12 protein-coding genes are annotated in these 13,611 nt (G+C 73.3%); 3 read left to right on the top strand and 9 right to left on the bottom strand.

What is annotated here, in order from left to right; genetic code table 11:
- Nucleotides 1–45: 45 nt before the first annotated feature.
- A complete protein-coding gene (ectA, locus tag OG758_RS35455; protein WP_326716142.1) occupies nt 46–540 on the bottom strand; it encodes a diaminobutyrate acetyltransferase in 495 nt (164 codons plus the stop codon).
- Between the two features lie 394 nt (nt 541–934).
- Nucleotides 935–2,044 (bottom strand): pyridoxal-phosphate-dependent aminotransferase family protein, encoded by a 1,110-nt coding sequence (locus tag OG758_RS35460; RefSeq protein WP_326716143.1) that lies wholly within the window; start codon nt 2,042–2,044, stop codon nt 935–937.
- Between the two features lie 110 nt (nt 2,045–2,154).
- Between OG758_RS35460 and OG758_RS35465 the strand changes: the two genes are divergently transcribed.
- A complete protein-coding gene (locus OG758_RS35465) occupies nt 2,155–3,249 on the top strand; it encodes an amidohydrolase family protein (RefSeq protein WP_326713645.1) in 1,095 nt (364 codons plus the stop codon).
- A 355-nt stretch (nt 3,250–3,604) separates the two neighbouring features.
- On the top strand, nt 3,605–4,537 hold the full coding sequence (locus OG758_RS35470; RefSeq protein WP_326713646.1) for an SCO1860 family LAETG-anchored protein: 933 nt from the start codon (nt 3,605–3,607) through the stop codon (nt 4,535–4,537).
- Between the two features lie 76 nt (nt 4,538–4,613).
- Here OG758_RS35470 and cobC read toward each other — a convergent pair whose 3' ends face one another.
- Genes cobC through cobM form a run of 5 tightly spaced genes read right to left on the bottom strand, consistent with a single transcriptional unit; the run spans nt 4,614 to nt 10,453 of the window.
- Nucleotides 4,614–5,672: an Rv2231c family pyridoxal phosphate-dependent protein CobC gene (gene cobC / locus OG758_RS35475; protein WP_326713647.1), complete on the bottom strand. Its 1,059-nt coding sequence runs from the start codon at nt 5,670–5,672 to the stop codon at nt 4,614–4,616.
- A complete protein-coding gene (locus OG758_RS35480) occupies nt 5,662–6,594 on the bottom strand; it encodes a sirohydrochlorin chelatase (RefSeq protein WP_326713648.1) in 933 nt (310 codons plus the stop codon). Before OG758_RS35480 ends, cobC begins: the two co-directional genes overlap by 11 nt.
- On the bottom strand, nt 6,591–8,351 hold the full coding sequence (cobJ, locus tag OG758_RS35485; protein WP_326713649.1) for a precorrin-3B C(17)-methyltransferase: 1,761 nt from the start codon (nt 8,349–8,351) through the stop codon (nt 6,591–6,593). Before cobJ ends, OG758_RS35480 begins: the two co-directional genes overlap by 4 nt.
- On the bottom strand, nt 8,352–9,629 hold the full coding sequence (gene cbiE / locus OG758_RS35490; protein ID WP_326713650.1) for a precorrin-6y C5,15-methyltransferase (decarboxylating) subunit CbiE: 1,278 nt from the start codon (nt 9,627–9,629) through the stop codon (nt 8,352–8,354).
- Nucleotides 9,626–10,453, bottom strand: coding sequence for a precorrin-4 C(11)-methyltransferase (gene cobM / locus OG758_RS35495; RefSeq protein ID WP_266565728.1), 828 nt, complete (start codon nt 10,451–10,453; stop codon nt 9,626–9,628). Before cobM ends, cbiE begins: the two co-directional genes overlap by 4 nt.
- A gap of 170 nt (nt 10,454–10,623) precedes the next feature.
- On the opposite strand from cobM, the gene OG758_RS35500 reads away from it, so the two are divergent.
- Nucleotides 10,624–11,355, top strand: a complete 732-nt coding sequence (locus OG758_RS35500) for a ZIP family metal transporter (RefSeq protein WP_326713651.1) — start codon at nt 10,624–10,626, stop codon at nt 11,353–11,355.
- Nucleotides 11,356–11,378: 23 nt separating this feature from the next.
- Here the strand turns inward: OG758_RS35500 and cobI are convergent, their stop codons facing one another.
- Together cobI and OG758_RS35510 are read right to left on the bottom strand one after the other, a co-directional pair.
- Nucleotides 11,379–12,143 (bottom strand): precorrin-2 C(20)-methyltransferase, encoded by a 765-nt coding sequence (cobI, locus tag OG758_RS35505; RefSeq protein ID WP_266565731.1) that lies wholly within the window; start codon nt 12,141–12,143, stop codon nt 11,379–11,381.
- Entirely contained in the window at nt 12,140–13,603 is a 1,464-nt protein-coding gene (locus tag OG758_RS35510; RefSeq protein WP_326716144.1) for a cobyrinate a,c-diamide synthase, read from the bottom strand. The genes cobI and OG758_RS35510 overlap by 4 nt, the downstream gene beginning before the upstream one ends.
- Between the last annotated feature and the right edge of the window lie 8 nt (nt 13,604–13,611).

Consider the following 13,611-nt stretch of genomic DNA (forward strand, 5'->3'; position numbering starts at 1 on the left):
TCTGCGGTCTTGCGCTGCAGAGAAGCGATGGGGGTCGGTCGTGGGTCAGACGATCGGCCCGATGCGGTGGAGCACCTCGGGCTCGTGCCCGTCGTCGGGGAAGAGGCCCGCGTCGAACAGCACCGTCTGCGCGACCTCCACGCCGTTGCGGCGCGCGAACGAGGTGAACAGGCGCTGCGAGGCGGTGTTGCCGGGCGAGATCGTCGTCTCGAGCACGGTCGTCGCGCGGTCGGCGGCGACCTTCGCCCAGAGCCCGTCGAGCAGTGCCCCGGCCAGACCGCGCCCCCGGTACGCATGGTCGACGGCCACCTGCCACACCACGAGGGTGCGCGGGTTCTCCGGCCGGATGTACCCGGTGATGAACCCTGCGACGGAGCCGGCGGAGTCCCGCGCCACGACGGACGTGGCGGCGAAGTCCCGGCACCACAGCAGATAGCTGTACGAGGAGTTGAGGTCGAGCACCTTCGAGTCGCGGGCGATGCGCCAGATTGCGGCTCCGTCGGCCACCTCGGGCCGGTCGATCCGCAGGCTCTCGGGCATTTCCAGGAATTGCGCGGTCATGTGAATTCAATTTACCGAGCAAGTTCTGGGATTGCATCGCGGGAAAGGGTTACGTAAATGCTCGTCCTGTGTTATCGCGCGGGTGGGGGCGCGCACGCGAAATCTCGGCGGTATGTGGTGATTTGATCGGGATGAACTGGGCAAATAACCTTTGGTGTGGAGTGCGTCACAAGCGCGAAACCCGCGCGAGACACGTCCGGATTACGCCGTTTCCCGTTGTTGAAATCTTAGTGTTTACGTCCCCGGAAAGCGGGCAGAAGAATATGGGAAGCTGTGCTGAGAAAAGCGCGAGAATTGACTCGAAAAACAAAAGAAGACGCCACCCCATTGAAGGGGTGGCGCCTCGCTTTGTGAAGTCGCGGGACTACAGGAGTTACACCCAGGCCGCGGCGACGGCCCTGCGCGCACCCTCCAGGTCCACCGGCGCGCCGGACCCGTCCATCTCGGCGAGCGCACCGCCGAGGGCCGCGAGCGAGGACTGCACGACGCCCCGGGTGGCCTGCGGGCCGTAGTGGTTGACGCGGATCATCTCCTTGGCGAGCGCCCCGCCCCCGGCCACCAGCGGCAGCACCGGGTCCACCGCCAGCGCCCGCGTGACCAGCTCCGAGGCGTCGATCCCCGCCGGGGCGCGCAGCGTCGTCGCCACCGGCGCCGCGTCCCGCGCCTCGTACACGTACGGCTCGATGCCGCGGCCCAGCGCGAGCGCTCCCGCCCGCGTGGCCGCGGCCGCACCGGCGTGACGGGCCATCAGGGCATCGAGGCCCTCCGCCTCGATGCGCTCGACGCAAGCCTCCAGGGCGAGCATCTCCAGCTGGGCCGGCGCGTGCAGCAGCGTCTTGCGCCCGCCGTCGATCCAGCGGTGCTTCCAGTCGAGCAGCGACAGGTAGGAGTGGCGCGGCGCCTGCGGGTTGGACTCCATCCGCTCCCACGCCCGCGCGCTGACGGACACCGCGGAGACGCCCGCCGGGCCGCCCATGGCCTTCTGTGCGCCGATCACGCACAGGTCCACGCCCCAGGCGTCGGGAAGGACCGGCTCGGCGGCGATCGACGCGACCGCGTCCAGGTAGAACAGCGCGCCGTGCTCCCGCACCACCTCGCCGATCTCGGCGACGGGGTTCGTGTTGCCCGTCGCGGCCTCCGCGTGCACCAGCGAGACGAAGTCGGTCTCGGGGTGCTCGGCGAGCGCGTCGCGCACCTGCTCGGCCGTCACGGCGGTGTGGAAGGGGACCGCCAGGTCGTACACCGTCGCCCCGCTGTCCCGCAGCCAGTCGCCGAAGGTCTGGCCGTAGGGGCCCGTGATGATGTTCAGGGCCACGGTGCCGGGGCGGGCGGTGCCGCGGATCGCGCCCTCGAGGGGAAGCAGCGCCTCGCCCTGCATGATCACGACGTCCTGCGAGGTGTCGAGCAGCCCGGCCACGCGCCGCTCGACGGAGGCGAAGTGCTCGGCGCTCAGGGGGGCCAGGTCAAGAAAAGGGTGGGTCACGATCGTGCTCTCTTCGCTCTCTTCGCTCACGTCGCCCGTGATCTTCGTTCACGAGTTCGTATGGCGGGCTGCCGTTCCGAGCGTACCCACCGGCCTCATAGGCTTCCGACATGAGTGAGCGCACGGTGCTGCACGTGAAGGGGCGGGTCCTCGTCGGGCCCGACGACGTCCGGGACGAGCTGTGGGTCGTCGGCGGCCGGGTGACGTACGACCGGCCGGCCGGGCCCGGCCTCGACATCACCACCGTCGACGGGTGGGCCATGCCCGGACTCGTCGACGCGCACTGCCATGTCGGCCTGGACACGCACGGCCCGGTGCCCGCCGACGTCGCCGAGAAGCAGGCCCTGACCGACCGCGAGGCCGGCACGCTCCTGATCCGCGACGCGGGCTCCCCCTCGGACACCCGCTGGATCGACGACCGCGAGGACCTGCCCAGGATCATCCGGGCCGGGCGGCACATCGCCCGCACCCGCCGGTACATCCGCAACTACGCGCACGAGATCGAGCCGCCCGAGCTGGTCGCCTATGTGGCCCGGGAGGCGAAGCGCGGCGACGGCTGGGTGAAGCTGGTCGGCGACTGGATCGACCGGGACGCCGGCGACCTGACCGCGTGCTGGCCCCGCGAGGAGGTCGAGGCCGCCATCGCGGAGGCGCACCGGCTCGGCGCCCGCGTCACCGCCCACTGCTTCGCCGAGGACTCGCTGCGCGACCTCGTCGAGGCGGGCATCGACTGCATCGAGCACGCGACAGGCCTCACCGAGGACACCATCCCGCTGTTCGCCGAGCGCGGCGTCGCGATCGTCCCGACCCTCGTCAACATCGCCACGTTCCCGCAGATCGCCGCAGCCGGCGAGACCAAGTTCCCCCGCTGGTCCGCCCATCTGAACCGCCTGTACGAGCGCCGCTACGACACCGTGCGAGCGGCGTACGACGCGGGGGTGCCGGTCTACGTCGGCACCGACGCCGGCGGTTCGCTCGCGCACGGCCTGGTCGCCGGGGAGGTCGCCGAACTGCGCAAGGCCGGACTCCCGGCCGTGGACGCGCTCTCCGCGACGGCGTGGGGCGCCCGTGCCTGGCTCGGCCGCCCCGGCCTGGAGGAGGGCGCCTCGGCCGACCTCGTGGTCTACGAGTCGGACCCCCGCGCCGACGTACGGGTCCTCGCCTCGCCCCGGCGCGTGGTGCTGCGCGGCCGCATCGTGGGCTGAACCGGCCGCGGGCGGACGCGGGTTGACGGAACGTGACGCCGCGGTCCGCCCGCTCGTTGCACACCACTCGTGCGCGCCCGCGCGGCCGACGGGCGCGTTCGACACGCGCCGGTCGGCCGGGTGACAGCAGAGGGGCAGCAGAGGGAAAAGAGAGGAACAGGCGAACATTCGAGCTCAAAGATTCGAAGATCAGCTCGGAAACCTCACTTTGGAGTGAACTCACGTCAGGTTGCTGCCCGTTCACTCTCGGTGCGTAAAGATTCCCTCCATCGAGGCCGACGGCGCACGCCCAGCGATGTCCCCCATGGCGGGGCGGGGCCGACGGCTCCATTTCTCTTGTGGGGGTCCCATCAGCATGCCCAGCACCACCTTCCGCACGCCCGGACGCCGCCTCGCCGTGTCAGCCGCCGCCACGGCCCTGGCCGTCGCCCCGGCGCTGCTCGCCACCGCGGGCACCGCGCACGCGACGGGCGGCCACGGCGGCAGGTCGAGCGCCGTAGTCCTGCGCACCGACCTGAATGTCTCCCTGCTCAACAAGACCGTGAACGTCCCGCTCACGGCCACGCTCAACGAGGTACAGGCCCCCGCCAGTGCCGAGAAGACCGCCCTCACCGTCAAGCTGGACGGCGTAGACGGCGGGCGCCCGTTCAGCGTCCTGCGGGCGGACGTGGCCACGGCGAAGGCCACCGTCGACGACCACAAGGCGGAGGGGTACAGCAACCTCGCCCACGCCAAGGTCCACATCCCGGGCCTGCCGCTGCTCTCGCTCATCGAGGTCCGCCAGGTCACGTCGAAAGCGGTCTGCGAGACGGGCAAGCGGCCCGTCGCCGAGTCGAACGTCCTGGGCGGCGTCACGGTCCTCGGCAAGAAGGTGACCCTCTCGGCGGGCGGCACGACCGAGGTGAAGGTTCCGGGGGTGGGGGAGGTCCGGCTCGACCTCTCGAAGACGCACACCACATCCCGTACGGCCGCTGCCTCGGCGCTCGAACTGAAGGTGTCCGTCAACCCGCTCAAACTGAACGTGGCGGAGGTGGAGGGCACGGTGACCCTCGCCGGCGCGACCTGCGAGACGCCCGAGGCGGCGCCCGCGCAGAAGCCCCCGGCCAAGCCGGCCGACGACGTGAAGCCGCAGGGCGGCGCCGCCGAGCCGATCGCCAAGCCCGCCGCCAAGACGGACCTCGCGGAGACCGGGGGGAACTCGATGACGCCGTACATCGCGGGCGGTGCCATCGTGCTGCTGGTCGCCGGTGGCGGAGCCGTCGCCGTCGCCCGGCGCGGGCGCTCCTGACCCGAGGGCCCGAGGGGGGACCGGAGGGGAGCGGGTGGGCGGGAGTCGGAGACTCCCGCCCACCCGCACGTGTCCGTCAGGCGCTCGTCAGCGCCTGGTCGAGGGCCTGGAGGAACCGGCCCGTCGTCGCCCTGTCCCGCACCGCGAGACGTAGCCAGTCCGTGCCGAGGCCCGGGAAGGTGTCGCCGCGCCGCACCGCGAAACCCCGCTCCCGCAGCCGCGCGCGCAGCGCCGCCGCCCCGGGGGCCCGCACCAGCACGAACGGACCCTCCGCGGGACCCGCCACCGACACGCCCTCCGCCGCGAACTCCGCGAGCCCCGCGACCAGATGGGCCCGGTCCGCCGCGATGCGGTGCGCCGCGTGCGCCGCCTCCGCAAGGGCGCGCGGCGACACACACGCCTCGGCCGCGGCCAGCGCCGGCGTGGACACCGGCCACAGCGGCTGGGCCCGCTCCAGCTCCGCGACGGTGTCCGGCTCCGCCAGTACGTAGCCGATGCGCAGCCCCGCAAGACCCCACGTCTTCGTCAGGCTGCGCAGCACCACGAGCCCCGGCACGTCGCTCCGGCCCGAGAGGGCCTCCCGCTCGCCGGGGACCGCGTCCATGAACGCCTCGTCCACCACCAACACCCGCCCAGGGCGGGCCAGTCGAGCGATGAGCGCGGCCGGATGCAGGACCGACGTCGGGTTCGTCGGATTGCCGATCACCACGAGGTCCGCGTCCTCGGGCACAGCCGCCGGATCGAGACGGAAGCCGTCCTCCTCGCGCAGCAGTACCCGGTCCACGGCATGTCCCGCGTCCCGCAGTGCCGCCTCCGGCTCCGTGAACTGCGGGTGCACGACCACCGCATGACGGACCTTCAGGGCGCGGGCGAGCAGCACGAACGCCTCCGCGGCTCCTGCCGTGAGCAGCACCCGCTCCACGGGAAGCCCGTGCCGGCGGGCCACCGCCTCGCGGGCCGCCCGCCCGTCCGGATACGCGGCGAGCCCGCCGAGCGAGCCCGCGATGTGCTCGCGCAGCCACACCGGGGGAGTGTCCGCGCGGACGTTCACCGCGAGATCCGTGAGGTCCGCGCCCGTGCCGCGGACCTCCGCGTCGCCGTGGTGGCGCAGATCGTGACCGTCGTCAGTGCGCATGCGAGTGGGAGTGCCCGTGACCGTGCGAGTGTCCGTGGCCGTGGTGGTCGCCGTCGTCGTCCGGGTGGAAGTGCGGCTGCTGCGGGAGCCCCACCTTGTCCTCGAACCCCGGCAGCGCGATCCGGTACACGCAGGTGTCGCAGTTCATCCGCAGATCGCCGCGGACGGCCTCCTCGTACCGCTCCATGACCAGGTCGACCAGCTCCGGCTCCGGGCCGATCACGTCGGCGGAGAGCACCTCGACGTCCGGGTGGGCCGACGCCCAGCCCTCCGTCTGCTGCCGCACCCGGTCCGGCAGGATCCCCGTGAACAGGAAGTACGGCAGGACGACGATGCGCCGCGCGCCGAGCTTGACGCACCGGTCGAGGCCCGACGGCACGTCCGGCGCGGCCAGCGACACGAACGCCGTCTCCACGCCCGCGTAACCGCGGCCCTCCCACAGCAGACGCGCCGCCTTGTGCACCTCGGAGTTGGCGTCCGGGTCCGTCGAACCGCGGCCCACCAGCAGCACCGTCACATCGGCCCGGTCCTCCGGCGTGCGCGCGCCGCCGCCCAGCGCCTCGTCGAGACGCCGCTCGAGCACCTGGAGCAGAGACGGGTGCGGACCCAGCGGACGGCCGTACGTGTACGAGATCCCCGGGTGCCGCTCCTTCTCGCGGGCCAGCGCCGCCGGGATGTCGCCCTTGGCGTGCCCCGCCGACACCAGCATCAGCGGCACCGCCGCGAACCGGCGCACCCCGCGCTCCACGAGTTCGCCCACCGCCTCCGTCAGCGGCGGCGGCGACAGCTCGATGAAGCCGCCCGCCACGGGCAGGTCGGGACGGCGGCGGCCGAGTTCCCTGACGAAGTCGCGGAACGCTTCGGCGCCGGCCTCGTCGCGGGTGCCGTGTCCGGCGATGAGCAGAGCGGGCGGGGTGGTCACGAGGACTCCTTACGGGTGGTGCCGGTGGTGGTGTCGGGGGAGCCGGAAGTGGCAGTGGCGGCCGGCTGCTGCCAGCGGTAGCCGCGTGGGGTGACCATGCGGCCCGCGATCCGCCGCGTGGCCGTGTTGCCGACGGTCACGACGGTCATCATGTCGACCCAGGCCGGGTCGAGTTCGCCGAGGGTGGTCAGGCGGCTCGACTCGTCGACGCGGGACGCGTTGCGCACCACGCCCACGGGCGTGCCCGGCTCGCGGTGCTCGGCGAGGATGCCGAGGGCCTTGGGCAGCTGCCAGTCACGGCCCCGGCTGCGCGGGTTGTAGAACGTGACCACGATGTCCGCCTCCGCGGCGGCCCGCACCCGGCGCTCGATGACCTCCCACGGCGTGTGCAGGTCGGACAGGCTGATCGAGACATGGTCGTGGCCGAGCGGCGCGCCCAGGATCGCGGCCGCCGCGAGCGCGGCCGTCACGCCCGGTACGCCCACCACGTCGATGTCGTCGGACGCCTCGGCGAGCGCGGGCGACGCCATCGCGTACACGCCCGCGTCGCCGCTGCCGATCAGCGCGACGGCCTGCCCCTTGCGGGCCTCGGCGACCGCCGTGCGGGCCCGCTCCTCCTCGGCGCCGAGCCCGGACTCCAGGATCCGCGTGCCGGGCCGCAGCAGGTCCCGGATCTGGTCGACGTACTGATCGAGGCCGACGAGGACGGACGCGGCGCGCAGTTCGTCGCGGGCGCGCGGAGTCACGAGGTCGCGGGCGCCGGGGCCGAGCCCGACGACGGCGAGCCGGCCGCGCGGCGCGGTGCGCACGACGGCGCACGTCGCCATCGCGGGCTTCCCGTCGGGGCGCACCGACTTCCGCTTCGGTACGAGGAGTTCACCGCCGGTGACCAGCGCGGCGGCCTCCGCCACGGAGGGCGTACCGACGGCGTCGAGCGGCGCGTCGGACGGGTTCGGCACGGCTACGGCGGCGAGCGTCCCGGCGCCGTACGTCACGACGGGCACGCCCAACTGCTCGGCTGCCTCGACGATGCCCGGCTCACCGGCCTTGGCGTCGACGGTCGCGAGCCGCGCCACGGACAGCGGCGAGAGCCCCGCGTCCCGCAGCGTGTCGCGCACGAGCCCGAGCACCTCGTCCGCGGGCGCGCCCTTGCTGGCGCCGACCCCCACGACGAGGGACGGGGGCCGCACGACGACCTCGTGGTCGGCGGGCTCCACGGCGCGGTCGCTGACGCGGATCGTGTGCGCGGCCGCCCGGTCCGCAGCGACATTCCCCGGCAGCGCGGGCAGCGGATACGCCAACTCGGCGTGCAGAGCGACCGGTTCACCGTCGAGGACCGCCCGGGTGACCCCGGCGACGTCCCCCTCGACGGGCAGGCCGAGCGTGTCGAGCCCGGGCACGTCCACGGCGTCCGTCGCCGTGGTCACCACCGGCTCGGCCTCCAGGACGGCGGCCACCTCCCGCGCGAGCGCGTTCGCCCCGCCCTCGTGCCCCCCGAGCAGCGACACCGCGAAGCGCCCGGCCTCGTCGACGCACACCACGCCCGGGTCCACGTGCTTGTCCCGCAGCAGCGGCGCGACGAGCCGGACCACGGCCCCCGTCGCCAGGAAGCACACCACCTGCTCGCACTCCGTGAAGGCGCGCCGCACGGCGTCCCCCACGGAACCCTCGTACACCCGCGTACGCGACGGCCACGCCGACGCGAGCCGGTCGCGGGCCACCGCCCCAGCCGTCGTGGCGGAAATCAGGCCGATCACTCAACTACTCCTTCGTTCAAGGAAGTCCACGGAAGTGGCGCTCTCCGTATCGGGCCGTACGCCCCACACCAGGAACACCGGATTGGCCGCGGCGAGCCGCGACACGTCGCCCGGCAGCGGCGCGAGCCGGGACGACTGCAGCAGCACCCCGTCGCTGACGAACCCGGCCGCGCCCAGTGCGTCCCGCACCGCGCCCACCCGGTCCACCGCCGCCACCGCGACCACCACGGACCGTCGCGTGCGTCGCGCGCACGCCGTCACGATCGCGGTCAGCTCACGCCCGCCCCCGCCGATGAACACCGCGTCGGGGTCGGCGAGATCGGACAGGACGGTGGGCGCCGCTCCGTGCACGACGCGTACGTCGACACCGTGGGCGGCGGCGTTGTCCCGGATCCGGGCCACGCCGTCCACGGTCTTCTCGACGGCCACGGCCGCGGCGCCGAACCGCGCGCACTCCACGGCGACCGAGCCGGACCCCGCCCCGACGTCCCACACCAGGTCGCCCGGGCGCGGCCCGAGCCGCGCGAGCGCGAGCGCCCGCACCTCGAACTTGGTGATCATCGAGTCGCGGTGCGCGAACTCGCTCTCGTCCAGGGCCCACCGGGCCGGCGGGCGGCCGGGACCGGCGAGGGTGCGCACCGGTGCGAGCACCCGCTTCTCGTCCAGGCAGAGGACCACGCTCACCGCGTCGCCCCAGTCGCGGGCGGCGGCCTCCGACGGCGTGACCCGCTCGAGGCTCTCGTGCTCGGGGTCGCCGAGGCGGGACGCGACGACGAGGACGCGGTCGGCGCCGCGGTGCGCGAGTTCGGCGCCCAGCTCGGCAGGGCCCGCGCCGGGACCCGTGAGCACGGCGGTCTTCGGGTACGTGCGGCACACGTTGACCGCGGTCCGGAGGTCACGGCCGTGCGCGCTGACCACCGCCGCGTCGTCCCATGGAAGGGCGACGCGCGCGAACGCCGTCGCCACGGACGACACCCCCGGCCGCACGTCGAGCGCCGCGGGCCCGAACCGCTCGGCGAGCGCCCGCACGATCCCGAAGAACCCCGGATCGCCGGACGCCAGCACCGCGACGCCCTGACCCTTCTCGTTCTCGATGTATCGCTCGACCGAGTCCAGCGCCGGAGCCAGCGGCCCGAGCACGACCCGCTCCGCCCCGGCTGCCAGCAGCGCCTCGGCCGCGTCGAGATGACGCCGCCCGCCGACCACCAGGCCCGCGGACGACAGGGCCGGATCCGGATACAGCGGCGCCCCCGTCCCCGTACCGAAGACCGTGATCACGACTGGGCCTGCGCGGATTTCCCGGCCCGCAGCGCCGCCCGCGCCTCGGGGTCGGCCTTGCGGAAACCGTGGAAGTGGCCCGGGTGGTAGAGGTGCGAACGCGTGCCCTCCGCGTCCAGCGCAGGGCCGACCAGGAAGAGCGTGTGCTTCCACAGCTTGTGCTGCTTCACGGTCTCCTCCAGCGTGCTGATCGTGCACTTCACGATCAGCTCCTCCGGCCAGGTCGCCTGGTACGCGACGACGACCGGAGTCGACGTCGGGTAGCCGCCCTCCAGAAGCTCACGCACCAACTGGCCGCTGCGCGCCGCCGAAAGGAACAGCGCCATCGTCGTGCCGTGCCGCGCGAATTCCCGCACCTCCTCACCCGGAGGCATCGGCGTCTTGCCGCCGCCGAGCCGCGTCAGGATCACGGACTGCGCGACCTCGGGGATCGTCAGCTCGCGCTGCGCGAGCGCGGCCACCGCCGAGAACGACGAGACACCCGGGATCACCTCCGTCGCGATGCCGAGCCGCGCGCACCGGTCGACCTGCTCCTGCGTGCCGCCCCACAGCGCCGGGTCCCCGGAGTGGATGCGCGCGACCCGCAGACCGTCGCGGTGCGCACGCTCGTACACGGCGACGACGTCCTCCAGCGACATCGTCGCCGAGTCCAGGATCTCCGCGCCCTCGCGCGCGTGGTCGAGGACCTCCTCCTGCACCAGGCTGGCCGCCCAGATGACGACATCGGCGTCCGCGATGGCGCGCGCGGCGCGGAACGTGAGCAGATCGGCGGCGCCGGGCCCGGCACCGACGAAGGTCACCTTGCCGGTGGTTGCTTCGGGCATGACTGGGGTCCTCTCGGGGATGCAGCGTTGGGTCGTACGGAGATCGGTCGTACGGGTTCGTACGCGGTTCGGTCGTACGGAGGTACGGGAGCGGTATCGGACGGGTCGGAAGGTGCGGCTCAGCCGGTCCCGGGCGTGCGCGGTACGTGCCGATCCGCTAGCAAGGGACCATGGCCGTCCTCGTCGCCCTTGGCTCGTTCGTGATGACACTCGTCGGCGGCTGGACCGCCCACCACGTCACCGACCGGCGCCACTTGGTGCTCGGATTCGCCGGCGGCCTGATGCTCGGCGTGGTCGGCTTCGACCTGCTCCCGGAAGCCCTGCACGGCGCCGGAAACGAGATCTACGGCGTGCCCGCCGCGCTGCTCCTGTTCGTCGCGGGCTTCCTCGTCGCCCACATCGTCGAGCGGCTGCTCGCGATGCGCCAGGCCGCGCACGGGGCGCAGGAGGGCGAGGAGCAGGTGCCCCAGGTCGGCCTCGGCGCCGCCTCCGCGATGGTCGGGCACAGCGTCGCGGACGGCGTCGCGATCGGCGCCTCGTTCCAGGTGAGCAGCACCATGGGGTACACCGTCGCGCTTGCCGTGATCACGCACGACTTCGCCGACGGATTCAACACGTACACGATCACGCGCGCCTACGGGAACGCCCGTCGCAAGGCACTCGCGATGGTCGGCGCGGACGCGCTCGCCCCGGTGGTGGGCGCCGCGTCGACGCTGCTGTTCACCATCCCGGCACAGGCCCTCGCCTGCTACCTCGGGTTCTTCGGCGGCGTGCTGCTGTACATCGCGGCCGCGGAGATCCTGCCCGAGGCCAGCCACCACCACCCGGCGCGCACCACGCTCCTCTGCACGATCGTGGGCGCCGCCCTGATGTGGCTGGTGATCGGCGCGGCGGGGCAGTAGCGCCGGGCCCGCCCCCCGGCGGGTCACAGTTTCCCGCCCCGTCCGCCGTCGCGCCGCGCGGGCGCGATCAGCGTCGACAGGTACGGCAGCGCGGCGTCGGCGCCCAGTTCGGCGGCGGGCCTGATGGACTCCTCGGGCAGCCCGAGCGCGGACCCCCACACGGCGTCCTGCGTCCGCCCCGTCTCGCGCAGCGCCGCGGCGACCTCGCCGGCGAGCCGCCCGAACTTGTACGCGACGACGGTGCCGGGCCCCGCGAGCGCCTCCTTGAGCACGGCCGAACCGGCGGTCACCGGCACGAGCGTCAGCGGCTCGGTGCCCTCGGTGAGCACGGCACCGGACCGCGCGGCGAGATCCTGCATGGCGGTGATGCCCGGCACGGTCTCGACGACGGTCCCCGGCACGAGCTCCCCGACGGTCAGGGCGAGATACGTGAACGTGGAGTACACGTTCGGGTCGCCGATCGTCGCGAACGCGACGGAGCCGTTCTCCCGCAGGAGCGCCGCGACGCGCTCGCCGGCCGCGTCCCAGGCCGCCTCGCGCCGGGCCCGGTCGGAGCGCTCGTTGAGCGCGAAGACGACGCGGACGACCTTGTCGGCGGGCACGTAGTGCAGGACGGTCGCCTCGGCGCGGCCGGGCTCTCCGCCATCGGTCCCGTCGGCAGCGGCCATCACCGGTACGACGACGACGGCCGCCTCGCGCAGGGCGTTCACGCCCTTGACGGTCACGAGCTCGGGGTCACCGGGACCCACGCCGACGCCGGTCAGCCGGTGCGTGGTGTTGTCGGTCATGACGGGGTGACTCCTTCGGTTGCCCGCGCGACTTCGGTTGCCTGCGCGACGATGCGCCGCGCCGCCTGGGGCACGGAGGCCCAGTGCACATGCAGATACGAGGCGTGCACCCCGCCCTGCACAAACCCTTCGACGCGCCGCTCGGGACGCGTGATGCCCCACGCGGGGGTGGCACCGGCCCCGGGTTCGACGACGGTGCGATGGAACTCATGGCCGCGCACCCGCGTCCCGTTCGAGGCCAGCACGCTGTCGGACACGGCCACGGCGTCCCGGTACCCGAGCGTCAGCCGCTCCGACATCCGCGCGTCGGCGTCCAGGACCCCGCACATGGGCTGCCCGTCCAGGGATCGCGCCAGATACAGCAGCCCCGCACACTCGGCGACGACGGGCGCCCCGGACCGCGCGAGCCCACCGACGGCCTTGCGCAGCGGTTCATTGGCGGACAGCTCGGAGGCGTACACCTCCGGAAAACCCCCGCCGATGACCAACGCGCTTGTGCCGTCCGGGAGTTGCTCGTCCCGGAGCGGATCAAAGGCCACAACGTCGGCCCCGGCGGCGGCAAGCAGCTCACTGTGCTCGGCATAGGAGAAGGTGAAGGCGGGCCCACCGGCTACGGCAACGCGGGGCCTGTCCTTCGCGGTGCGGTCCGGCCCATTCGGCCCGTCCGGCGTCCGGGGACCGGGGTCCGGTGCAGAGCCCCGGTTCCGGGAAGGGACGGGCTCGGGGAGAGACCCCAAAACCTCAGCCGCGTCCCAAGCCGCACCCCCCGACGACGGAGCACTGCGCGCCACGGCGTACAGCGCGTCCAGGTCACACCCGACCCGCACCAACTCGGCCATCGCGGCAACAGCCGCAACCGCCTCGGCCCCCCGCTCGGCCACCGGCACAAGCCCCAGGTGCCGCGAGGGAGTCACCACTTCCCCACCCCGGCGCAAGGCGCCGAACACCGGCACCCCCGACTCGTCCAGCGCCTCCCGCAGGATCGCCTCATGCCGGTCGGACCCGACCTTGTTGAGGATCACCCCGGCGAGCCGCACCTCAGGATCGAACGACGCGAAACCGTGCACGAGCGCGGCCACGGACCGTGCCTGCGACGACGCATCGACGACCAGCACGACCGGCGCCCGAAGGAGCTTCGCGACGTGCGCGGTCGACGCCACTTCCCCCTGGCCGGAGGCCCCGTCGAAAAGCCCCATCACGCCCTCGACGACGGCGAGATCGCACCCCCGCGCCCCGTGCGCGAAGAGCGGCGCCACGAGCTCGGGCCCGCACAGGTACGCGTCGAGATTGCGACCCGGGCGCCCCGTGGCCAGGGCGTGGTACCCGGGGTCGATGTAGTCGGGCCCGACCTTGTGCGGTGACACGGCGAGCCCGCGCTCGGCGAACGCCGCCATCAGACCCGTCGCGACGGTCGTCTTGCCGCTGCCCGACGAGGGCGCGGCAATGACGAGCCGAGGCATCGACGTAC

The organism is Streptomyces sp. NBC_01474 (assembly GCF_035918215.1).
Classification (GTDB): Bacteria; Actinomycetota; Actinomycetes; order Streptomycetales; family Streptomycetaceae; genus Streptomyces; species Streptomyces aureus.

Bases quoted from the DNA above. Each gene is read 5' to 3' on its own strand.
- cobI (WP_266565731.1), bottom strand. From the start codon at position 12,143: ATGACCGACAACACCACGCACCGGCTGACCGGCGTCGGCGTGGGTCCC.
- OG758_RS35465 (WP_326713645.1), top strand. From the start codon at position 2,155: ATGAGTGAGCGCACGGTGCTGCACGTGAAGGGGCGGGTCCTCGTCGGG.
- ectA (WP_326716142.1), bottom strand. From the start codon at position 540: ATGCCCGAGAGCCTGCGGATCGACCGGCCCGAGGTGGCCGACGGAGCC.
- OG758_RS35510 (WP_326716144.1), bottom strand. From the start codon at position 13,603: ATGCCTCGGCTCGTCATTGCCGCGCCCTCGTCGGGCAGCGGCAAGACG.
- cobM (WP_266565728.1), bottom strand. From the start codon at position 10,453: ATGCCCGAAGCAACCACCGGCAAGGTGACCTTCGTCGGTGCCGGGCCC.
- cobC (WP_326713647.1), bottom strand. From the start codon at position 5,672: ATGCGCACTGACGACGGTCACGATCTGCGCCACCACGGCGACGCGGAG.
- OG758_RS35470 (WP_326713646.1), top strand. From the start codon at position 3,605: ATGCCCAGCACCACCTTCCGCACGCCCGGACGCCGCCTCGCCGTGTCA.
- OG758_RS35500 (WP_326713651.1), top strand. From the start codon at position 10,624: ATGGCCGTCCTCGTCGCCCTTGGCTCGTTCGTGATGACACTCGTCGGC.